Origin of the sequence: Anabaena sp. FACHB-83, assembly GCF_014697485.1 — a bacterium.
GTDB lineage: Bacteria > Cyanobacteriota > Cyanobacteriia > Cyanobacteriales > Nostocaceae > Nostoc_B.
Map to the genome: position 1 here is coordinate 211,068 of NZ_JACJRY010000006.1, position 21,682 is coordinate 232,749.

17 protein-coding genes and 1 other annotated feature (1 of these 18 running past the window's edge) are annotated in these 21,682 nt (G+C 40.0%); of the genes, 10 read left to right on the forward strand and 7 right to left on the reverse strand.

The window, feature by feature from the left end:
- The first annotated feature begins 119 nt into the window (after positions 1–119).
- Together hslO and H6G79_RS10085 are read left to right on the forward strand one after the other, a co-directional pair.
- Complete coding sequence (gene hslO, locus H6G79_RS10080; protein ID WP_190589129.1) at positions 120–1,019, forward strand: Hsp33 family molecular chaperone HslO; 900 nt, start codon at positions 120–122, stop codon at positions 1,017–1,019.
- Positions 1,020–1,331: 312 nt separating this feature from the next.
- Positions 1,332–3,389, forward strand: a complete 2,058-nt coding sequence (locus tag H6G79_RS10085) for a chromosome segregation ATPase (protein WP_190589127.1) — start codon at positions 1,332–1,334, stop codon at positions 3,387–3,389.
- A gap of 250 nt (positions 3,390–3,639) precedes the next feature.
- Here the strand turns inward: H6G79_RS10085 and H6G79_RS10090 are convergent, their stop codons facing one another.
- The 3 genes from H6G79_RS10090 to H6G79_RS10100 form a co-directional block, all read right to left on the reverse strand.
- Positions 3,640–4,494 carry a hypothetical protein gene (locus H6G79_RS10090; RefSeq protein WP_190589125.1) on the reverse strand — a complete coding sequence of 285 codons (855 nt, stop codon included), beginning with the start codon at positions 4,492–4,494 and terminating at the stop codon, positions 3,640–3,642.
- Positions 4,495–4,638: 144 nt separating this feature from the next.
- On the reverse strand, positions 4,639–5,118 hold the full coding sequence (locus H6G79_RS10095; protein WP_190589123.1) for a DUF2267 domain-containing protein: 480 nt from the start codon (positions 5,116–5,118) through the stop codon (positions 4,639–4,641).
- A gap of 196 nt (positions 5,119–5,314) precedes the next feature.
- Positions 5,315–6,727 (reverse strand): cell wall metabolism sensor histidine kinase WalK, encoded by a 1,413-nt coding sequence (locus H6G79_RS10100; RefSeq protein ID WP_190589121.1) that lies wholly within the window; start codon positions 6,725–6,727, stop codon positions 5,315–5,317.
- A gap of 505 nt (positions 6,728–7,232) precedes the next feature.
- Between H6G79_RS10100 and H6G79_RS10105 the strand changes: the two genes are divergently transcribed.
- The 6 genes from H6G79_RS10105 to H6G79_RS10130 all read left to right on the forward strand — a co-directional run bounded on the left by H6G79_RS10105 (position 7,233) and on the right by H6G79_RS10130 (position 17,023).
- On the forward strand, positions 7,233–7,829 hold the full coding sequence (locus H6G79_RS10105; protein ID WP_190589119.1) for a hypothetical protein: 597 nt from the start codon (positions 7,233–7,235) through the stop codon (positions 7,827–7,829).
- A 196-nt stretch (positions 7,830–8,025) separates the two neighbouring features.
- Positions 8,026–8,490: a hypothetical protein gene (locus H6G79_RS10110; RefSeq protein ID WP_190589118.1), complete on the forward strand. Its 465-nt coding sequence runs from the start codon at positions 8,026–8,028 to the stop codon at positions 8,488–8,490.
- 19 nt (positions 8,491–8,509) lie between these two features.
- Positions 8,510–9,400, forward strand: coding sequence for a molecular chaperone (locus H6G79_RS10115; protein ID WP_190589116.1), 891 nt, complete (start codon positions 8,510–8,512; stop codon positions 9,398–9,400).
- A 186-nt stretch (positions 9,401–9,586) separates the two neighbouring features.
- Positions 9,587–14,077 (forward strand): carboxypeptidase regulatory-like domain-containing protein, encoded by a 4,491-nt coding sequence (locus tag H6G79_RS10120; RefSeq protein ID WP_191049352.1) that lies wholly within the window; start codon positions 9,587–9,589, stop codon positions 14,075–14,077.
- Positions 14,078–14,239: 162 nt separating this feature from the next.
- Positions 14,240–16,450 (forward strand): polyphosphate kinase 1, encoded by a 2,211-nt coding sequence (ppk1, locus tag H6G79_RS10125; protein WP_190589111.1) that lies wholly within the window; start codon positions 14,240–14,242, stop codon positions 16,448–16,450.
- Between the two features lie 156 nt (positions 16,451–16,606).
- Positions 16,607–17,023, forward strand: coding sequence for a response regulator transcription factor (locus H6G79_RS10130; RefSeq protein ID WP_190589109.1), 417 nt, complete (start codon positions 16,607–16,609; stop codon positions 17,021–17,023).
- 130 nt (positions 17,024–17,153) lie between these two features.
- Here H6G79_RS10130 and H6G79_RS10135 read toward each other — a convergent pair whose 3' ends face one another.
- Positions 17,154–17,336, reverse strand: coding sequence for a hypothetical protein (locus tag H6G79_RS10135; protein ID WP_190589107.1), 183 nt, complete (start codon positions 17,334–17,336; stop codon positions 17,154–17,156).
- Positions 17,337–17,493: 157 nt separating this feature from the next.
- On the opposite strand from H6G79_RS10135, the gene H6G79_RS10140 reads away from it, so the two are divergent.
- Positions 17,494–18,039: a DUF2854 domain-containing protein gene (locus H6G79_RS10140; RefSeq protein WP_190589105.1), complete on the forward strand. Its 546-nt coding sequence runs from the start codon at positions 17,494–17,496 to the stop codon at positions 18,037–18,039.
- Between the two features lie 81 nt (positions 18,040–18,120).
- Here H6G79_RS10140 and H6G79_RS10145 read toward each other — a convergent pair whose 3' ends face one another.
- Positions 18,121–18,381: a chlororespiratory reduction protein 7 gene (locus H6G79_RS10145; RefSeq protein WP_190589103.1), complete on the reverse strand. Its 261-nt coding sequence runs from the start codon at positions 18,379–18,381 to the stop codon at positions 18,121–18,123.
- Between the two features lie 923 nt (positions 18,382–19,304).
- On the opposite strand from H6G79_RS10145, the gene H6G79_RS10150 reads away from it, so the two are divergent.
- A complete protein-coding gene (locus H6G79_RS10150) occupies positions 19,305–20,327 on the forward strand; it encodes a PleD family two-component system response regulator (RefSeq protein WP_190589101.1) in 1,023 nt (340 codons plus the stop codon).
- A gap of 180 nt (positions 20,328–20,507) precedes the next feature.
- On the opposite strand, the gene rplL is transcribed toward H6G79_RS10150, so the two are convergent.
- Positions 20,508–20,894, reverse strand: a complete 387-nt coding sequence (gene rplL / locus H6G79_RS10155; protein ID WP_190589099.1) for a 50S ribosomal protein L7/L12 — start codon at positions 20,892–20,894, stop codon at positions 20,508–20,510.
- A 174-nt stretch (positions 20,895–21,068) separates the two neighbouring features.
- Complete coding sequence (gene rplJ / locus H6G79_RS10160; protein WP_190589097.1) at positions 21,069–21,608, reverse strand: 50S ribosomal protein L10; 540 nt, start codon at positions 21,606–21,608, stop codon at positions 21,069–21,071.
- A gap of 62 nt (positions 21,609–21,670) precedes the next feature.
- Positions 21,671–21,682, reverse strand: a sequence feature (ribosomal protein L10 leader region); it runs 155 nt beyond the window's last position.

Sequence of the window (21,682 nt, forward strand, 5' to 3'; positions counted from 1 at the left end):
GAATGAATTGTATTTCTAGTATTGCAAATGCGATCGCCACTGAGCATCCACCCACCTGGATGGTAACTGAGAACTTAGAATAGAAACAGTGAAGTTGTTAAGAAATGTAAGGTTTTTTCATGGCGGATCAGTTAATTCGCGCAACAGCAGCCGAAGGTGGGATTCGTGCAGTGGGTGTCATCACTACACGCTTGACAGAAGAGGCTCGGCAGCGCCATCAACTTTCTTATGTGGCAACAGCCGCACTGGGACGGACTATGGCAGCAGGTTTATTAATGGCTTCTAATATGAAGCGTGCTGGTTCGAGGATTAATATCCGGGTGAAAGGCGATGGCCCTTTGGGTGGTATATTGGTAGATGCGGGCTTGGATGGAACAGTGCGGGGTTATGTCAGCAACCCGTCTGTAGAACTGCCACCTAATACTAAAGGTAAACTTGATGTTGGCGGTGCAGTCGGTAGTGGCTACCTCTATGTAGTTCGGGATATTGGTTATGGCTATCCTTACTCTAGTACTGTTGAACTAGTATCTGGAGAAATTGGCGATGATGTGGCGCATTACCTCGTAAATTCAGAACAAACACCATCAGCTTTAGTATTAGGTGTGTTTGTGGGTGCGACTGGAGTAACTGCGGCTGGAGGATTGTTAGTCCAAGTTTTACCAAAAGCAGCTAGAGATGAAGCATTAGTAGAAACTTTAGAATCACGGGTGGCTGCCTTATCAGGATTTACCCCATTGTTACAAGCAGGTAAGACCCTGCCAGAAATTTTTACTGATTTGTTGGGAGATATGGGTTTGTCAATATTTCCCGAAACTCAGATGTTGCGTTTTCATTGCAGTTGTTCTTTTGACCGGGTATTGAGCGCACTTAAGATTTTAGGAGAAGCGGAATTACAAGACATGATTGCGAAAGATAATGGTGCTGAGGCTACTTGCGATTTTTGTAGCAGAGTTTATCAAGCAAGTAGTGATCACTTAGCACAATTAATTGTTGATTTACAAGCAGAATCTTCTGGTTGAAAATTAAGTATAAAATAACACTGATTTTAGCCAAGGTTAAAGGTATACCAGGAGAAAGTTCGGAAAAACAGTAGCTTTTTCACAATGAGAAAGTTACTATGGCAACAACTGAATTGTTGACCCTGCGAATTTGAGGTTTGGAATTTTGGATTTTAGATTGGTTTTTTGGTTCCAGCCCCGCTACGTTAGGGCAGAACCTATATAAAATTTTTAAACTATATCCCTCTTGTGGGTAAGGTAAATCTAAAATCCAAAATCCAAAATTGTTTGACCTAGAGCCAATTACTATTTAATAAATTTTTGGTGTGAGAGATGACAGAGCGGGATATTCCAGAAGATTGGTCTCCAGCTAGAGCTAGAGAGCCAGATCACACAAACCGAACACCACACTTCGGTGAAGCGCAAACATTTGGCATCCCAGCTACTGGTTCTAACTCTAAGTCAGTGAAACAACAAACAGAAAATAATCCAGAAGGATTACCAATAATAGATCATCATTCCGCCGAAACCATTCCACCTAGTAAACGTTCCAGACCTTTGCCACGCTGGATGAAAAGCTGGGTGTTATGGGCAACAATGTTAGCATTGATTCCTGGCAGTATCGGGTTTATCGCAATGGCAATGCTGTTAAAATTGCCTGCGGCTCCTAACTGTCCGGCGATTTTTTGGCCGTTGGCGAGTGCTTCGGTGCGGCTGCACTGCGCTCAGTTGGCAGCTTCTAAGCAGACAGTAAATGATTTATTACAAGCGATCGCCTTAGTTCGACAATTACCACAAAATCACCCACTGCGGGGAGAAATTGATCGGTTTATTGAAGAGTGGTCGCGGGATATTTTACAGTTAGCGGATCAAAGTTTTCAAGCCGGAGATTTAGAAGCAGCAATTACCACCGCCCAAAAAATTCCCCAAGACTTGCCTGTATATAAGTTAGTAGACGAGAAAATTGCAAAGTGGGAATCGATTTGGGCTAAAGCTGACGAAATTTATCAAGCAATACAAGAAGAACTCAACCAAAGACGCTGGCAATCAGCCTCAATGTTGGCAGCGAAATTACTGCGGGTAGATAATAAATATTGGTCAAGTACTAAATACGATCAAATCAACCGCTTGATTGTATCGGTGCGGGAAGATGGCGATAAGTTAGATAAAGCTGATAGTTTAGCCAAAACCAAAGTAGTAGATAACTTATTAGAAGCAATCAAAGTTGCGGAATCGATTGGCAAAGACAGTTATTTTTATGATAAAGCCCAAGAGTCGATTCCTTTATATGGACGCAAAATGCTGGAATTGGCGCAAGCTAAGATGGATGCCAAAGATGCAGATGCAGCTTTAGAAATTGCGCGACAAATTCCTGATATTACTAAATTACAAGCAGATGTCGAAGACTTTATTGCTTTAGCAGATGCCCAACGCAGTGCGTGGCTAGGTACGGTTTCTAGTTTAGAAACTGCGATCGCCCAAGCACAAGAAATTGACCCTTCCCGCGCCAACTATAATAAAGCCCAACAATTGATTGCCCGTTGGCAATTGGAAATTGAAGATGTCTCCCGCCTAGAAAAAGCACGCACATTAGCCAGCCAAGGTACAATTAACGACTTAGCCGCCGCAATTATTGAAGCACAACAAATTCCCTCTAATAATCCGCGTTCTTCCGAAGCTAGGCAAGAAGTCGGACGTTGGCAATCTCAAGTGGAAACCATTGAAGACCGTCCCTACTTAGAACGTGCCGAACAAATAGCCTTATTAGAGGATATCAACTCTTTACAAGCTGCGATCGCAGAAGCGGGACAAATCCGTAAAGGTCGGGCATTATATCCAGAAGCACGCAGAAGAATTAACAGTTGGACTGCGAAAATCGAACGCATCCAAGACCAACCATACTTAGACCAAGCACGAGACTTGGCTCAAACTGGAGATTTAAACGCCGCAATTAACGCCGCACAGACAATTGCATCTTCAGGAAGGGCGCTTTCTGGGGAAGCTCAAGCAGCTATTGATGATTGGCGAGGACAAATTCGCGCCAAAGATAACTGGAACAGAGCCAGACAAGTCGCGGCTGTGGGTACACCAGATGCCTTAGTTGAGGCAATTCGGTTAGCGAATAAAGTCCCCAGCAGTAATATCCTGCGCTTGGATGCAAATGTCGCTATTGACCAATGGAGTCAACAGTTATTAGACTTGGCTCGCTCTCAGAGTAGTTCTAATCTCAGCAAAGCCATTGAAACTGCTCAGTTGGTTCCTAGAGGTACGAGTGCTTACAGTACAGCACAAGAACAAATTAAAAATTGGCAGCAATTGTTAAATCCTCAACCAGTACCACAACCAGAACCGTTGTTACCGTCATCAACTACCGAGGGGACTAATTTGTGACGTGAGGGAGTTGGGAGTTGGGAGTTGGGAGTTGGGAGTTGGGAGTTGGGAGTTGGGAGTGGGAAATACAATACTGAGAACTTTTTTAGTTAATGCTGTGTACAACTTTCTCTCAAACCTAACCCCCAACCCCTTCCCTACGTTCGCGCAGCGTGTCGAAGACAGGGAAGGGGAGCAAGATTCAAAGCCTTTCTCCGTTTTGGGGAGCCTCACCCTATTCCCAATCAAAACTCCCAACTCCCAATCAAAACTAATTCAAGAATACTGAACCGTTTTGTTGAATTCGCATAGCCTTAGTGTCTTGGCTTAAGTCAGTTGCTTCATTTAAAGTTACTTCTAACATTCCTGGTTGTGTAGTAGAAGCTTGGGGTGTGACTAACAGTAGTCCACCGTCTTCGCGTTGGAATGTGACTGTAACTGGGGCGCTGATACCTTGTAACATTACATTTGACTTACCTTCGAGCGATCGCGCTTCTGTATCGCCAATAACTTGGTAAGTAACTTTAGCGCCAGTATCGTTAATCAATCTCACATCAACTTTACCATTAGCCAGGGCGATCGTTGCACTAGGTGTTTGTTGTTGAGATGGCAAAGGGGTTTGAGTGGTACTAGTTTCACCGGTAGACACCTGGGGACTTACTGGTACACCTTGGCTAGAAATGTTTCCTTGTCCTTGAGAGAAAGCATTAGGTGGACAACCTTGAGGTACAACATTTCTGCTGTTGAAAGGTTCTTCATAGTAAATCCGAGGACAAGGATTGATTTTACTCGCACCAACTTGTGGTGTTTCACCACCCACACCTAATCCTGTTTGATATGTAGAGGTGGTGGTTGTGCTGCTATTTTCAGGTAACAGTCCTTGATTAGCTAATCTTTGAGTGAGGGCATTCGGTGGACATCCTTGCGGTACTACAACTCGGCTATTGTGTGGCTCTTCATAAAAAATACGAGGGCAAGGGTTCACCTTAGAAGTAGATTGTTGTGGTGTGACAGTAGGTGATTGTTGGGCTACTGCTGTTTGCGAAATTGCAGGTAAACTAATTAATAAACCACCGCAAACAGCACTGAATATGCCAGTAAATTTCTGTAATTTTTGAGAGTTCATATTTAGCTTTTACTCCTGAGTAAATCGGGGATTAATAATTTTCTGAAAAGTCCTTCATTTGTCATTAGTCATTTGTGTTTATCAAGAACAAATAACTAATAAAAATTCATAGTTCACATCTTTCAGTCAAGCAGATTGGAAAATCTAAGCTTCTTCCCAAATTTGACGAACTCTACCTGGAAGCCAACTAGCAATTTCTTGAATTCTTTCTTGGGAAAGTTCATCTTTTGTCGCAGAAAAAATGGCTTTGACAACTTGTTCACGGTCTACATTTGGTGGCATAGTGCCTTCATTGGCGACACGGAATAAAAAGCGATCGCTATCAATTTTAAAAATGCCAGGGCCTTGCCAGGGTGGACGTACCCGACTCAAAAAGCTCACAATCGGATTAGTATCATGCCACAGTTCGGCAATTTCCATTTGCAGAGATTTGTCTTCAGTTTCTTCGACTGGTTTGTGTAGTTCACCTTCAACTCTGTCAGCCGCTTCTGTAGTCATCAAGTCACGCATCACGCGAAATACTACTTCTGTAATATCTCTAGCATCGTAAAGGTCAGCTAAACCACTATTTTGTTTTACCTTTTCTAAAAAAGGTAAATTTTTGTCTGCAATGGGAGTTGGCATCTCATCTGCTCCAATAACCTATTTTTAGCTGCATTTGGGCAAAACAAATCAGCAGTTTATGGAATACTCATCAGAGTAAACAGTAAACTGTGTTCGCTCAAAGTTATGATTTAAAAATGCAAGCTTTACTATTTAAGTTAGTAAATAATGCCAAATCTATTCATCTGTCACAGGAAACAAAACAATAAACAAAAATTTAAGACTCTAGAGTTACGGGTAGAGTGACAATAAAAGTTGTACCTTTACCAAGGCTACTTTCAACTTGAATTTGACCTTGGTGATGTTCGACAATAGCTTGAGCGATCGCTAGTCCTAATCCTGAACCTGTAGCACTATCTGTAGCTGTGCTTTCACTTTTTTTATGAGTACGCGCCGGATCTACCCGATAAAAACGGTCAAACAACCTGGGTAATGCTTCTGTAGGAATACCAACGCCAGTATCACCCACTTTAATTTGTAACTGAGCCGTGCTGACACGCATCCTCGATACCCGACTGATTCCTTCTTGGCGTGTTAACTCGACATTTACCTTACCACCCGCCGGGGTATAGCGCAAAGCATTACTAATTAAATTTGTCAATAGTCTGACTAGTTGATCCCAATCACCTAAGAGAGTGAACCAATTTTCTAGTAATTCGGGACTCGTTTCCGCCAGTGGCGGATCAACTAAGTGTAAATTTAAAGCAATGTCTTTTTCACTAGCGAGAAGTTGTTGTTCTTCAATCACTTCCATCAGTAAAGCATCCAAAGGACAAGGTGAAAATGTATCCTTACTGATGCCGCTATCTTGTCTTGCTAAAAATAATAAATCATTTACCAACTTACCTAAGCGTTGGGTCAGTCGTTCCACTACCTTTAATTGTTGACGATAGTTAGTAGAACTACTCACCTCTGTTTCAACTAACTCCAATTCACTTAAGGCGACTTGTACATTAGTTTGAATCAAAGTAATGGGACTTCTCAATTCATGGGAAGCATCAGCCGTGAATTGCTTGAGTCTTTGATAAGAATCACCCACAGGTTCCATTGCTTTCCCCGACAGAAACCAGCCACTTGCGGCGACAGACAGTAACATTAACCAAATTCCCAATGCTAAATCTAAAATTAGCTGACGGCTGGGTTTAGTAACTTCAAACCACGGATGACTAACACGCAGATATCCTAATACTTGTCTGCCAAATTCTACGCGCTGGGTGACTTGACGCAAAGATAGTTCCGAGTCTCCCCACTGGTCTGATTTGGGGATACGGACTGTTTCACCAGTATGATTACCGTGAATCGGAATATTTAAAGGTTCTGAGAAAGTTGACCAAAGTAATTTCCCGGTAGGACTAAACCATTCCAAGTCAATGTGGTCATCATCGACATTATTGGCATTGTTGCGAAAACTGGCTTCTACATTAATACGGAGTTTATCAGTTTCGTGATTTACTGGCTCAATGACAAGCGATCGCTCGACAATTTCCACCACATGATTTAAAGTATCGTCAATTCGCTCCACCAACGTACTCCGAACATATAAGTACACACCACTAGCAAACAGCAATAACAACACAGCAGTTACCGCAGTGTACCAAATAGCCAACCGACGACGAGTAGCTTGAAACATACTTGCAACCCAAATCTACTTAAGTAGATTTATTGATAACAGTCACTAATAGCTAAGAATATATTAGATTACAAGGTCTTACACTCCCATACCCCTTGAAACTATCCCAAATCCTTAATTTTTCGTCTTACTGCTTAAGTCCTAGTTAAACCAAAACCAAATATCTTGATTCTAAATTTATCAACGTAGCAGTTAATTTAGTAAAAACTTTACAACCGCATCCTAAATTTAACTTATAAACTGCTTGATAAAATCATATTTTACCTAGCGCAAGAATAGTATTTTCACTGTAGACAGAAAAATATTAACTCAGCTTATATCAAAATACTTAAGAAGTAATTAGGCATAAAAAAATATGCTTTTACAGTAACTTTATAGAGAATTATCAACAAGGGAAATATATGTAAAATGCGTAGACTTTGGTAAATTCTCTGAGGTGCTATTTTTGCTACAACGGCTACATTGATTTTGTCATCTTTTTCTAAAGAGTAATTATTTAGCCCCCATGAAAAAGAACTTCTTATTAGCAGCAGTTACTCTCGGTGCAGCCTCTCTGGCAAATACTTTACTATCTGCACCTGTTAAAGCAGCATTTGTTGATGTACCAATCCAAGTCGAAGTACCAGAGATTATTTACATCCAAACTTACCAAAGCCTGACTTTTAAACCAAATAGCTCAGAGTTTTTTGGAGTTCCTCAAAACACCGTTGGAAACTTTACCTCTGATGGTAGCGTTGATACACCTCTTCCTGATCCTGGTACCTTAACTGCTACTTCAGGAACGATACAAACAGGGGACGTTTTAGTTTATAAAATTTGGGGTACAAGTACTGGTACAAATAATCAGATTGAACATAGCGTTGCATATAACGGTTCTGGAATACTTTATCTGAATGGTGATACCTCATCTAGCAATCAGATAACCATTTCTGTAATCTCACCTACCTCAGCTCAATCAGCTGCTGCTCCGGGTCTTGATACAAGCGAAGATCCCATTCTGGGAAATGTACAGTTTGGATTTAACTTCGCAAACGCCTTAGCATCTGGTACATACTCTCCACCAGCAGGAGAAGCTTTGAGAATCACAGCTACAGGTATTTAGACATAGTAAATTTTGGCCTTGAGTTGCATCTAAACCAATAGGTAAAAATGGCAAGTTCTGGCTCAGAGCAAAATTATGACATTAGGTTAAATGCTCTTCCCAGAACTTAATATCTCAAGGTCATTCTTTGATTTAGTCAGGTAAGCATCTGATGAAACGCCTACTATTTATTAGCACATTTTTGTCTGTATTTCTCTTGTATCAGCCCAAAACTTGGGGGCAATTTAGTTTGCCCGGTAGTAAAATTACTCTAGATCCAATCAAAGTCAATGAAGTTTTCACTGAAGGGTCTAATCAAGTAGGCAATGGCAAAATAGAAACCAACTTAATCAACCCATCGTTACCAACACCTACACTGACTACAACAGTGGATCGTACAATCCAAAAACTCTGGCAATTAGAACTTACAGCAAGTCAAGATGAAAATCAAATATCTGTTAGTTATGATTTGACTTCAGCTAATGGAAGTGAGAATAGTCTAAGTAAAGAAGGTATTAGTGAAGAAATCAAAGTTTCTATTATTCCCATTAACCCAACTTTAGATCCTAATTCTGCGAAGAGGATTCTAGAAGGAGGAGCCACTTTTAAATTAGATTTTTCCGATATTAAGACTTCTGGCTCCTATTCAGGAATATTAAAGATGACATTTACTGGGATTTAAATATTAACGCAATTAACCAATGAATCAGCAGCAAGAATTAGTGAATAGACTTTATAAAATTGGGGCTACCGCGCTATTAACTCTAAGCACATTTGCTTTTAATTGCAACCATGTCCTGGCAATAGCAATTGGAGTTAGCCCGCCCAGGTTTGAATTAAAACTTGATGATAAAAAACCTAAAACTCAGGTTTTTCGTGTCGTGAATATTGATAATCAACCTGCAACATTTAGGATTTATATCCAAGGTTGGATGCTTAACGAAGAAAATGAAATTCAGCCTGTAAAATCAACCGAGCAATCTCTAGATAACTGGATTACTGTCAACCCTGTCAGCTTTACTCTTCCTCCTGGCAAAACCCAAACCGTGCGTTTTTCAGTTCGTCCTCGTGTTAAACCTCAAGCTGGAGAACACCGTGCTTTAATCTTTGTCGAAGAAGTCAAGTCTAACCAGGAGAAAAAACCCAGTTCTGGCGTTAAAGTTTTAGGACGTTTTGGTGTTGCTGTCTATGGTTATGTTGGCAGTATCAAAAAAGTAGGTGTTCTGAATTCAATTTCGGTTGATAGTAAATCTAATAATTTAAAAGCTGCATTTGACATTTCTAGCCAAGGTAATGCTTATGTGCGAATGAATGGTCAATATGCTGTTTGGTCTGCTAATAAATATCCTGGTGCAAGTGGTACTAAGCAAATAGCTAACTTGCAAGCAGAAAAAAATAAGAAGCCAGATGGTGTATTGGATGCTGGAATGCTACCTTCAACACCTGTTTTGCCAGGTACGCGCCGTCAATTAATACTAAATATCACCAAAAAACTGCCTCCTGGGCAATATGTTTTAGATGTGAATGGTGATTTAAATGGCAGTGCAATTGATAAGGGTATTCCTTTTACAGTTACAGCCAGAAGTAAATAATATACTGTTTAAGAATTGATTTTCTCACTTCTGGTAATCTTCTAATCTCTCCTCACATTATCTAGATTTTGCCAGTTATCTAACCAAAATTCTCTAGTTTTTTAAATTAGTTACCTTGTCTGTCTCTGCAATCAACTTCCAGCCTATAACTTTTTTAGGCTGTCATACCAGCATGTGTATACAAGTATGATCTACCAAGCTTCACCACCTTTACCACCAGCAGAAGTTACTACTCTACCCGCGCAAGATGCTCCTATTACAGCGCCAGATAAAAATAGTGCAAACCCAGCTTATAAAACTGCGCGACATACAGTAGCGACTCCACTTCCACCAGAAACTACACCAGAAGCAGAATTTTCTACCAATGGCGTAGAGGAACAAGAATCATCTGCTGAAAGTAATTCTGGTGAAGTACCAGTTCAACGCAGTACGAAAGGTACAATACTTTCTGATATTTCGTTTACAAGCGGAATTCCCGAAGTATCGAACACATCAACCCAAGAACTTGATAAATGCACAACAGCAACAAATTCTGCACCAACAGTTTCAATTAGTGCAAGTTCAGCAATATCAGAAGAGTCTCCAGATTTATTAACTAAGCAATTAGTTAAATGCAAACCAGTCAAAGCACCTTCTAAAGTTACTACTACCAGCGAAACTCCAAAAAAACCGAGTAACTTGGTGGCTTTGTCTACGGAACAACCAGCACAGCCTTCACCGCAACAGCAAGTCAAAGCACCCACTCAATTCGCTACAACAACACCTGAGAACTCAGCAGCAACTACAGAACAACCAGTACAAGCTTCGGTACAACAGAAAGTCAAAGCACCGACTCAATTCGCTACAACAACACCTGAGAACTCAGCAGCAACTACAGAAAAACCAGCACAAGCTTCTGTACAACGTAAAGTCAAAGCACCGACTCAAGTCGCTACGACAACATCTGACAACTCAGCAGCAACTACAAAAAAACCAGCACAAGCTTCTGTACAACAGAAAGTCAAAGCACCAACTCAAGTTGCTACGACAACATCTGACAACTCAGCAGCAACTACAAAAAAACCAGCACAAGCTTCTGTACAACAGAAAGTCAAAGCACCAACTCAAGTTGCTACGACAACATCTGACAACTCAGCAGCAACTACAAAAAAACCAGCACAAGCTTCTGTACAACAGAAAGTCAAAGCACCAACTCAAGTTGCTACGACAACATCTGACAACTCAGCAGCAACTACAAAAAAACCAGCACAAGCTTCTGTACAACAGAAAGTCAAAGCACCAACTCAAGTTGCTACGACAACATCTGACAACTCAGCATCAACCACCAAAAAACCAGCACAAACTTCTGTTCAACGCAAAGTCAAAACACCGACTCAAGTTGCGACGACAACTTTTGATAACAAAACCAAACCAAAAACATCAGTTCAACGTCGAAGAACTACAGCACCGGTCAAAGTTGCTAATAGTGAGAATGACTCCACAAAATTAAAACAACCACCACAACCACAAAATACTAAAGTTGAAGTTGCTAGTAATGCGGATGCAGCCAAAACACCGGAAGAATTAACTGGTTTTTTAACTAAACAACCGCAACAGCGTCAAAATACAACAGCCTCAGCTTCAGCGACAATTGCCGCTAAAGCACCAGAAGACTTGGCAACTTTTGTTAATAAACAAAGATCGCAAACAATTACAGCACTCTCTGAAGTAGCTACCAACGAAACTGATACAAATGTTGATAATTTTGGTACTTTTTTAGCAAAACAAACACCTCAATCACAGTTTCCTGATGTCACAACAACAGAATCTACCGCCGCAACTAGCGAAACTTCGATAAATTCGCATGACTTAGCAGCATTTTTAACAAAACAACCATCTAATTCATCACTTCAATATAAAGTTGCCAATGTACCGTCTGAAGTTCCTACTAACAGCCAGACATCTAAAAAATCAGAAGATTTATCAGCATTTTTAACAAAACAACCAGCTCATCCACAGGTTCCGCAAAAAACAGCTACTAACACTACTCCTGCACCAAGTTCAGCCACAGAATCAACTCCACAACCCAACACTAAACCTGCTGAAGTACAACCGCCAAAACAAGGAGTAGATGTTAGTAAAAATATCTTAAATATAGATGACAACTCACGTATCACTTTTACCCAAACAGCAAGCTCAAATTTAGAGAATTTATTGCTAGGAGTAATTATTAATCGAAAAGAAGTAGGAAGCTTAGATGTTATCCGCCAAGGAAATACCTTGCTTCTACCTTTGGATGACTTTGCTAAACTTGCTGGTTTTACAGTAGAGACAAAAGATAACAATACATATTTAAATACGCCTTTAGGTACAATTAATCTTGCAGAGAGTGATATTCAAAATTTTAAAGGTATCAACTATATTAGTGATGCCTTTGTTAGAGAAAAACTCTCGACAAATATTGAATTTAATTCTTTGGATCTGGCTTTAATTATTGACTTACCTTGGCGGGGTGATGGCACAGCATATACAAACCAAGCAGTTAACTTACAACCAGATGTATTTGCACCACTCAATGGTTTTTCTAATTTAAGGCAAGAGTTAAATATTGTTAATAATGCTGGCGATGTCAACTTACGCAGTTCTACATTACTGGGTGGCAGATTAGCAGGTGGTTTATGGCGTGTAAGGGTAAATAATAATTTTGAAAACTCTCCTGATGTATCAGAATATTTTTACTATAAACGCAATGGTAGATTTCTTTATCAAGTCGGTCGGCAACAAATTGGTATTAACCCATTAGTAAATAGTCTGAATTTGACCGGAGCGCAATTCGGTTATACAAATATACCAACAAATCGCTTTAATCAAACTAACAATGCGAATGAGTTATTACCAAGACGTTCTCGACCTTTACAAACTTTCCAAGGTGTAGTTCCAGCCGCAAGTTTTGTACAACTGAGGGTTTCTGGAGTTGTTGTAGCACAGCAACAGGTAGGGTTTGATGGTAGATATGAGTTTGTTGATGTTAATTTACCTGTTGGACAAAATAATCAAATTGAAATTTTAGTTTTTGACCGGAATAATTTAAATGTTCCTAGTGAAATCCGTTCTGTGAGAATTAATGCTTCTGATTTATTATTACCAGCAGGTGGTAATGTTCAATTAGCTGGGGTGGGTTTAACTGGAAATTTAGTCCAAAATTCTTTGTTTGATAATAACAATGGTACTGATGCTGGGCAATTTGCTGGATTTTACCAAATTCGCCAAGGTATTTCTAATAATTTAACTTTTGAAGGTTCTGTACAAGCGATCCCTGATACAATTCAAAGCCAAGCTGGATTAGTTTGGCGGGTAGCTAATCCTGTGGTTTTATCTGCTAGTGTGGGTAATTCTTTTGGCAAGTTAGCTTATAACACAGATTTAGATATTCAATTAGGACAGTTAGATATTACGGCTAATTCCCAGTCTTATCCCAACGGATATCGGAATGGAAAAAACTCTGGTGAGTTCTTTAACCATAGTGCAGAAGTAAGTTATCGATTTAATAATAAGTTTCAGTTAGGGTTTCTAGCACGTAGTCGTAAAAGCGGTACGGATACAAATGAATATATATCACCAACTTTCTTTCTACAACCTTTTACTCGTTTATCTTTAAGTGGTAGACCTGATATTACTGGGCAGTATTTATTCAATGCTTATTATCAAGTAAATCATGCGGCACGACTATCTTTTAATACTTATGGAGATAGATATGCTAGTGATTTAAGTTATAACTTTAATCGTAACTATCAAGTTTCTTTAGGTACTGATTTTGGTGGTAATTATGCTACTCGCTATACAGCGACGTTGAACTATAGTCCTGCAAGTATTAGACAACTGAGTTGGCGAATGGGGTTGGCTTACCGTGAGGGTAATTTTGGCCCGATTGTTGGTGCGAGTATGCAAGTACTACCGGGATTATTCGCCAGGGTTGAATATCAAGGAATTCCCTTTGCTGGGAGAAGAAATGCTTTTGGCGGATTTAATGACGATCGCCTGACGGTATCATTAGTCTCAGACTTGTCATTTGCTGGTGGTCGGGCTGTTCCTAGTAGCTTTAGTTCTCTTGGTAAAGACCGTGGTGCGATCGCGGGACGCATTGCTGTCTCAGGCGAAAATCAAGGTTATGATTTACAAGGCGCTAGTGTCCGAGTTATCAATAACCGCAACAAACCCGTGGGTGGTGCAAAAACAGACTCTAGTGGTAACTTCTTTGTTGGCGGTTTACCAGAAGGTGTCTATCGCGTCGAAGTTGACCCAGAACAATTACCTGTAGAACTCACCGTACAAAAAACCAGCCGCGTAGCTGAGGTGGGAATGGCAGGTGTAACGAATGTAGATTTTACTGCCAGATTAGAATATGGTTTAGCAGGCCGAATTACTGATGTTGCAGGTCAACCCATGTCTGATGTCCGGGTAGAACTTGTCAATCTTGATGGTACAGAAGTTTTAGCAGCGATGACTGACGAATTTGGATTGTATCGTGTAGATGGTGTGCCTGTTGGTAAGTATACATTGCGAATTCCACCCCAAGAAGCGATCGCCAATAGTGAGACTTTCCCCAAACGCGATGTCACTATTCACAACGAGTTTGTCTACGACCAAAATCTACAATTACCAATTTCTACAGCCGCAAAGGAAACTAAAGAAAAGTAACGTTTTTTGTGTTTTACTAGCAAATTAATTCAAAATCCCAAATTTAAAATCCCAATTATCTGACTTTTGTAAAAAAGCAACTTCTCGGCAATTACAAATTTCCACTACTATGTTTATTGTTCTTCAGCCTTGTGGGCTACTTCTGGCTACCCGCAGATCGTCATGCCGAAATCCAAAAAGATTGCCAATCCCATCAATCTCAATGATCCACAATACTATATCAACCGAGAGTTAAGCTGGCTGGAATTTAATAACAGAGTGTTGCATGAAGCCTTTGACTCACGCACACCACTTTTAGAAAGACTGAAGTTTTTAGCTATCTTCAGTTCTAATTTAGATGAGTTTTTCATGGTGCGAATTGCTGCTTTAAAGCAACAAGTAGAAGCAAAGGTAACTCAGTTAACACCCGATGGCCGTACCCCGCAACAACAGTTAGATGATATTCGGTTGCACCTTAGCCCGCAAGTAGTTAAACAGCATCAGCATTTTGAAGAAGTCTTGCGTCCGCTACTAGCCAACCACGGCATTCATATCCTGGATTACATTAATTTAAACCAAAAACAACGGACTTATTTAGATAATTATTTTGAAGAACAAATCTTTCCCGTTTTGACTCCTTTGGCCGTTGACCCTAGCCATCCTTTCCCCTACATTTCCAATCTCAGTTTAAATTTGGCAGTGGTGGTCAAAAACCCAGATACCGAAGAAGAATTTTTCGCCAGAGTCAAAGTCCCAAGTGTGTTACCCAGATTTTTGCCTTTACCGCCAGAGTTGGGTATTCAAGAAAATGGCCATACAGCCAACTGGACAGGTGTACCTTTAGAACAAGCGATCGCTCATAACCTACACACTCTGTTTCCAGGGATGAATATCCAAGAATACCATCCCTTCCGCATTACCCGTGATGCTGATTTAGCATTGGAAGAAGATGAAGCCGATGATTTGTTGTTAGCCATTGAACAAGAATTACGCAAACGCCGGATTGGTGGTAGTCCCGTCAGAATCGAAATTCAATCCCAAACCCCAGAACCAATCCGCACAAGGTTATTACAAGATTTAGATTTAACCGACAGCGATGTTTATGAGGTCGATGGTTTATTGGGTTTACGCGATTTGATGTATTTTCTGGCTTTACCTTTGCCAGAACTGAAAGATCCTCCCCGTCAATCTGTTGTTCCTTCTCGTCTACAAAGGTTGCGCGAACCGAATGTAGATGAAGATGTGTTGGAAATGGAAGAAGGCAAAGATTTTTTTTCGGTGATTAGGGAAAAGGATCTTTTCGTCCACCATCCTTATCAATCTTTTTCCGCAACAGTGGTGCGGTTTATCACCCATGCAGCCCATGACCCGAATGTACTGGCCATCAAAATGACCCTTTACCGGACTTCCGGTGATTCGCCAATCGTTAACGCTTTAATTGCTGCGGCTGAAAATGGCAAGCAAGTATCAGTCTTAGTAGAATTAAAAGCCCGATTTGATGAAGAAAATAATATTTACTGGGCTAGGCGTTTAGAACGGGTGGGAGTACACGTTGTTTATGGGTTAGTTGGTTTAAAAACCCATTGCAAAACCGTGATGGTAGTGCGGCGCGAAAAAGACAGAATGCGTCGTTATGTGCATATCGGCACAGGAAATTATAACCCCAAAACTGCAAGACTATATACCGATTTAGGATTGTTTAGTTGTCGTGAAGAATTAGGCGCTGATATTACAGATTTGTTTAATTTTTTAACTGGCTATTCCCGGCAAAAATCCTATCGAGAATTATTAGTTGCACCTGTGAATATGCGCGATCGCTTTTTGTCTTTAATTCAGCGCGAAATCGAAAATGTCAAAAATGGTTTTTCTGGGCGCATTGTTGCCAAAATGAACTCCCTTGTTGACCCACAAATCATCGCCACTTTATACGAAGCTTCCCGCGCTGGTGTACAAATCGATTTGATTATTAGGGGCATTTGCTGTTTACGTCCAGGAATCAAGGACATCAGTGAAAACATTCGCATAATCAGCATTGTCGGTCGCTTTTTAGAACATTCCCGCGTCTATTATTTCTACAACAATGGTCAAGAAGAAATCTATATTGGTAGTGCCGACTGGATGCGCCGCAACTTAGATCGGCGAGTGGAAGTGATTACCCCAATCAAAGATCAAGATATTGCTAAAGATTTGCAAGAAATCTTAGGAATTATGCTGGCAGATAACCGCCAAGCTTGGGAATTACAAGCTGATGGTACTTATATCCAACGCCGTCCCGGAGATGATTGTCCCGAAACACATTCACAAATAACTCTGATGAATATGGCACTCCGTTCTACAGGCGGAACACCGAATTTACTAGATGCTCAAAAGAGTTTTTCCTACACTGATAACTAGTAAAAATTTGATTTTTTTAGTAAAGTTTAATTTTTCCGTATTTTCTCTATGTAAATTGGTTGATAAAACAGGAGTTATCAACCATAAGATAGAGTAATTATCGGGACTAGCTCTCATAAACTATAAACATTGTTGTCACTAATTTTTTACCCTTGAATGTTAATGCTCTCCTGTGAGTCTTCTGTGTTACGTGTTCTCGTGGTTGATGACCATGAACTAACTCGTCTAACCCTACAATTGGCTTTTTCTTGTCAAGAGAATATTCAAGTTGTGGGGTTAGCGAGTAACGGTCAAGAAGCGATCGAAATGGTAAAATGCTGTCGTCCTGATGTGATTGTTTTAGATTTACAAATGCCCATCATGGACGGGTGGAGTGCTTCGAGTCAAATTAAAGCCATTTCTCCCCAGACTCAAATACTTGCTTACTCTTCAGTAGAAGAGGCTAAATCTCCTCGCGCCACAGGAATGGCTAATTTCGATGATTTTTGTAAAAAAGATGTCTCAACCTCTGAACTCATCGCTTTAGTCAGACAATTAGGCAAACGTAGAGGCGACAGTGAAATTATGCGATAAATAATTTGGCGCAAATGCTATGTTGACTTAGCCTTGGCTCATGGGTGGAGAGCTAGTAATGTTTTGTTATTGAGAAGCGTCGGCATCACTTTTGTATTATCAGAGATACCGACGCAATTTTTAGTACAAATTAATTATTTCCCGTTTCTGGGATAGTACGTTTATATTCATCAAGTAAGTCATCTAGTTCTTCTAAAGCTTGATTGACATCTATTCTCAAAGTTCCTAAATTTGGCTGTTCTAAGAGACTCAAAAGATAGTCGCGTTTGCTTTGAACTGCTGCAACTCGTTCTTTTATAGTTTGTAAATCCATTGTTTATCTGCCTTTGATTAACTACAGTCCAGTTTAAAGTTAGCGCAAAATCAGGCAAAGCTTGAACAACTCGACGAAAGTTATACGGCTGTCATCATCTGTGACACATAGCCGATGATAATAAAACTAATGTCTTAATAAATATTATCTTCTGCTCATGTTACGCCAAATCTCTTTGGGAACTCTAGGTTTAACAGTTGGTAGCATATTAACCCTTGTTGGCTTCATTGCCTATGCTGCGAATAATGCCACTCTCAATCTTGTGGGGTTTTTTTATGGTTTTCCCTTGTTATTGGGGGGACTAGCACTCAAAGCCAATGAACTTAAACCAATACCCTTCAGCCAAGTCACAGCACCATCGGTATTATCTCTGCGTGAGCAGCAAGCAACTGTCACGCAAAATAAAATCCGCAAAGACATCACTCGGTATTGTTATGGTCAAGATGCTCACTTGGATGCAGCACTTTCTTACTTAGGTCTCAGCCCCACCGACGAAGAAAGACCAATTGTTACAGGTTTAAGGGAAGAGGAAACTAATGGTGCTTACACCTTAATTTTAGAATTTGATTCTCCTGATATACCCATTCATGTTTGGCAACAAAAACAAGAAAAAATGACCAGTTACTTTGGCCCTGGAGTAGAGATCAAAATCACTCAGCCCGATGCAGATAAAATAGAGTTAGCGTTGCTTACTAGTCAATAGTCAACGGTCAATGGTCAATAGCAATAAATATTAATTATTAGCTATTGACTGTGCGATCGCCTAATGACGATTGACCGACAATCACTTTTCTAACCGAACTGCATACCACTGCAAATATTGACCCGCACCAACATCCAATTCGCAACTAGTATCGATGAGATATTGAACTCTAGCTTCTAAAGACTCAATATTTTGTAAATCTGGTGGTAAATCTTGAGAATTGATGGTCTGTAAAACTGTTTTCAGCTTGTCAAATAACTCTGATGCTGTGAGAAATTGTTCTGGTTGGTTAGTTTCTAACACCACAAAGTTATCTTGTTGATACATTAAAGAGTCTGGCATAGCAGTAATTGAGTTAATTTAAATTTATTTTTATTAAATATTTTAGCGGTAATAAGATTATTTAAACAATTTTTCTGTAAGTGTGACTTCGTATATTCTAGTATTTAAATAAAGATTATTTAAAAGCTTATCTATGATTTTTTGTTACCTCCCAATTATGCAGATTGAAATCAGCAATTTTACTTAACTCGAAAGTAAGTTGACCTTTAAAAAATAAAGTTTTTTGTACAGCTTGATATTAACACTGTTTAATCTGGGTAATTGCTCATCAATTTAAAGGTCTGAGATTTCCCTAAAGGTAGTAATCAAGGACGTTCTAGCGTTTTTCAGACTTAGTTTAGTTGTTTTCTCAGCTATACCTTGTCATAGCTAAGAATCTGCTGAGTATTTGCCTAAAGTCAGTTGAGAATCTAATGAAAATTCTTATAGAGTTAAAGTTTTATCTGGATAGTAACTGAGTCACGTCACTGGGGAAATATAATCATAAGCCTTCTTTGCAAAGCTAGAGCAACCCAAGTAAAAATTGCTTTTCCCTTGTCAGTAAATTGTCTATGAAACCAATTTATCTAAATTTTTCTTTACTAAAGCTGATTAAATATTCTCTTTGCCTAAAAAAATTGATTGTGCAGTCGGACAGGTTGGGTAGAAAATTTCTAGCCATGATGGCAAAATTGTGCGATCGCACCCTCCATGATCAGTCAGTAGTGCTAACAAGCACTCACTTGACGAGGAAGTTCAAACATCTTACAAAACATAGACCATTGCAGTACGACCAAGCTTTACTGCGGTCATGAACTTTCAGCTAGTTGCCTTCCAGTAAGATTGACTGTCACAAAATCTTACTCAATGGCTATCTTTTTGTGTTATGCAGGTTTTCCAGCTTACTCTTCGTCGATACTTTCATTTTCTGTGGAACGCAATTCATGTCAGGCTTAAGCTCATTTTCTCTACCTAAACAACCTCCAGTAATTCTGGTGGCTGATGATGATAAGACCATCCGCTTGCTGTTGCGTGAAGCTATGGAACAAGAAGGCTATCGAGTTGTTGAGGTTGCAGATGGCAAGCAGTGTTTAGATGCCTATGAGACTGTCAAACCCGACATAGTATTGCTAGATGCAATCATGCCTGTTATGGATGGCTTTACTTGTTGTAAAAACCTGCTCCAAATTGCCAGAAATAACCTGATGTCAGCATTGGCAAATCTTGATACTGACTCTGCTACAGGCAACACCGTGATTTCCAAATTATGGGAACGCACACCTATATTAATGATTACGAGTTTGAATGATGCAGAATCTGTAGACCGTGCTTTTGAAGCAGGAGCCTCTGATTATGTTACCAAGCCAATTCATTGGGCAGTTTTGCGCCAGCGTTTACGTCGTCTACTACAACAAGCGCAAGTATATAAACAATTAGAAGCAGCCAACCTAGCTTTACAACAACTTGCTAATGTTGATGGCTTAACAGGTCTGGCTAATCGCCGTCGTTTTGATGAATATCTGAATACTCAATGGATAAATTTAGCACAGGAAGAATCTCCTCTGTCATTAATCTTATGTGATATCGATTATTTCAAATTTTATAACGATCAATATGGTCATCCAGCCGGGGATGTTTGTTTGCAGAGAGTGGGTGCTGTTTTGAGCAAAAATGCACAAAAACATCATGATTTAGTAGCTCGTTATGGTGGCGAAGAATTTGCTGTAGTTATGCCAAATACTCCTGCTGCTGGTGCATTTCATGTAGCCACGGCAATGCAAGCCGGTGTTAACAACTTACAAATTGTTCACGATGCGTCTGCGGTAAATGAGTATGTCACGCTGAGTATCGGCGTAGCTACCCTAACTCCTACATGGGAATCTTCACCTTCTGATTTGATTGTGGCCGCAGATAAAGCACTTTACACCGCCAAGGCTGAAGGGCGTAATCGGATTATTCTCAGATAAAGTAGGGGAAAGAATTAAAAGTAGAGACGTTGTATACAACATCTCTACAGGATTTCTATAGTGCAGCCTCTCATAAAATTGGTATAACTGCTGTGGCTATGGCTAGAAAAATAATGAATAACAATACAAAAAAGAAGCCTAAATAGGCTTCTTAGTTAAAAACAAGTATTGAAACTGGAACTATTTAACGGTAACTTTACCGCCAGCTTCTTCAATCCGTTTCTTAGCATCTTCAGCAGCTTCTTTAGTGATCGCTTCTTTGATTGGCTTAGGAGCAGCTTCTACCAAGTCTTTAGCTTCTTTCAAGCCTAGACCAGTCAACTCACGTACAATCTTCAGTACGGCAATCTTCTTATCAGCAGGAACAGATTCCAGAATTACGTCGAACTCTGTTTTTTCTTCAACAGGTTCAGCAGCAACAGCACCAGTAGGAGCCGCAACAGCTACACCAACGGGAGCAGCAGCACTTACACCAAAAGCTTCTTCAATTTGCTTAACTAATTCAGCAGCTTCTAGTAAGGTCAAGGATTTCAACTGTTCTAAAATGTTATCGGTTGTTGCAGACATTGATGTAACTCCGTAATGTTTGATTAGTTAATTTGTCATTTGTCATTTGTCATTTGTGATTACCACTGACTATTGACTCTTGACTAAAGAAGTCTAAAGAATGAAAAAAATCAGTAAATAAGCCATTTTTGAATAATCGGCTTATTTCACACTTCATACTTCATACTTCATACTTTATTCAGCCGCGCTTCCTTGTTCTTGTTCAGCCACAGCTTGCAAAGCACGAGCCAAGCCACCAGGAACTTCGTTGATACCAACAGCAATTTTGGTAGCCAATGCGTTGATAGCTCCAGCAATTTGACCCATGAGTTGTTCTTTGGATGGCAAGTCTCCTAAAGCCTTGACATCAGCTTCTTTCAGCAGACGGCCTTCCATGACACCGCCACGCATTTCGGTTTTCTTGGTGGCTTTTTGGAAGTCTTGGTAAGCCTTAATTGCTGAAGAGAAATCTTCTTTGACTAATAAAAAGGCAGAAGAACCTTTCAGCAACTCAGACAGTGGTTGCCATTTTTCGTCTTCTTGAATGGCAATACCCATTAAGGTATTTTTTGTTACCTTACAAGTAGTGCCTGTAGGACGCAGCCGCCGCCGTAAATCTGTGATTTCGGCAACTGTTAGCCCTTGGTATTCAATTACCAGTGCTAAAGTTGACTCACTCAAAGATTGTTTGAGGTCAGCTACTATTTCTTGTTTGTTTTCTAACGTTCTACCCATCTTGTTTCACCTCCAAGGGCAAAATCAGCGATTTCCCTGCTTGTGTGTTGTAGTTCTGAACAACCAAAAACAAT

What these genes read in the sequence shown, in the direction of transcription:
- H6G79_RS10120 (WP_191049352.1), top strand. Translation starts at nt 9,587, where the DNA reads ATGATCTACCAAGCTTCACCACCTTTACCACCAGCAGAAGTTACTACT.
- H6G79_RS10140 (WP_190589105.1), top strand. Translation starts at nt 17,494, where the DNA reads ATGTTACGCCAAATCTCTTTGGGAACTCTAGGTTTAACAGTTGGTAGC.
- H6G79_RS10090 (WP_190589125.1), bottom strand. Translation starts at nt 4,494, where the DNA reads ATGAACTCTCAAAAATTACAGAAATTTACTGGCATATTCAGTGCTGTT.
- H6G79_RS10105 (WP_190589119.1), top strand. Translation starts at nt 7,233, where the DNA reads ATGAAAAAGAACTTCTTATTAGCAGCAGTTACTCTCGGTGCAGCCTCT.
- H6G79_RS10150 (WP_190589101.1), top strand. Translation starts at nt 19,305, where the DNA reads ATGTCAGGCTTAAGCTCATTTTCTCTACCTAAACAACCTCCAGTAATT.
- H6G79_RS10135 (WP_190589107.1), bottom strand. Translation starts at nt 17,336, where the DNA reads ATGGATTTACAAACTATAAAAGAACGAGTTGCAGCAGTTCAAAGCAAA.
- H6G79_RS10085 (WP_190589127.1), top strand. Translation starts at nt 1,332, where the DNA reads ATGACAGAGCGGGATATTCCAGAAGATTGGTCTCCAGCTAGAGCTAGA.
- ppk1 (WP_190589111.1), top strand. Translation starts at nt 14,240, where the DNA reads ATGCCGAAATCCAAAAAGATTGCCAATCCCATCAATCTCAATGATCCA.
- rplJ (WP_190589097.1), bottom strand. Translation starts at nt 21,608, where the DNA reads ATGGGTAGAACGTTAGAAAACAAACAAGAAATAGTAGCTGACCTCAAA.
- hslO (WP_190589129.1), top strand. Translation starts at nt 120, where the DNA reads ATGGCGGATCAGTTAATTCGCGCAACAGCAGCCGAAGGTGGGATTCGT.
- H6G79_RS10095 (WP_190589123.1), bottom strand. Translation starts at nt 5,118, where the DNA reads ATGCCAACTCCCATTGCAGACAAAAATTTACCTTTTTTAGAAAAGGTA.
- H6G79_RS10115 (WP_190589116.1), top strand. Translation starts at nt 8,510, where the DNA reads ATGAATCAGCAGCAAGAATTAGTGAATAGACTTTATAAAATTGGGGCT.
- H6G79_RS10145 (WP_190589103.1), bottom strand. Translation starts at nt 18,381, where the DNA reads ATGCCAGACTCTTTAATGTATCAACAAGATAACTTTGTGGTGTTAGAA.
- H6G79_RS10100 (WP_190589121.1), bottom strand. Translation starts at nt 6,727, where the DNA reads ATGTTTCAAGCTACTCGTCGTCGGTTGGCTATTTGGTACACTGCGGTA.
- rplL (WP_190589099.1), bottom strand. Translation starts at nt 20,894, where the DNA reads ATGTCTGCAACAACCGATAACATTTTAGAACAGTTGAAATCCTTGACC.
- H6G79_RS10130 (WP_190589109.1), top strand. Translation starts at nt 16,607, where the DNA reads ATGTTAATGCTCTCCTGTGAGTCTTCTGTGTTACGTGTTCTCGTGGTT.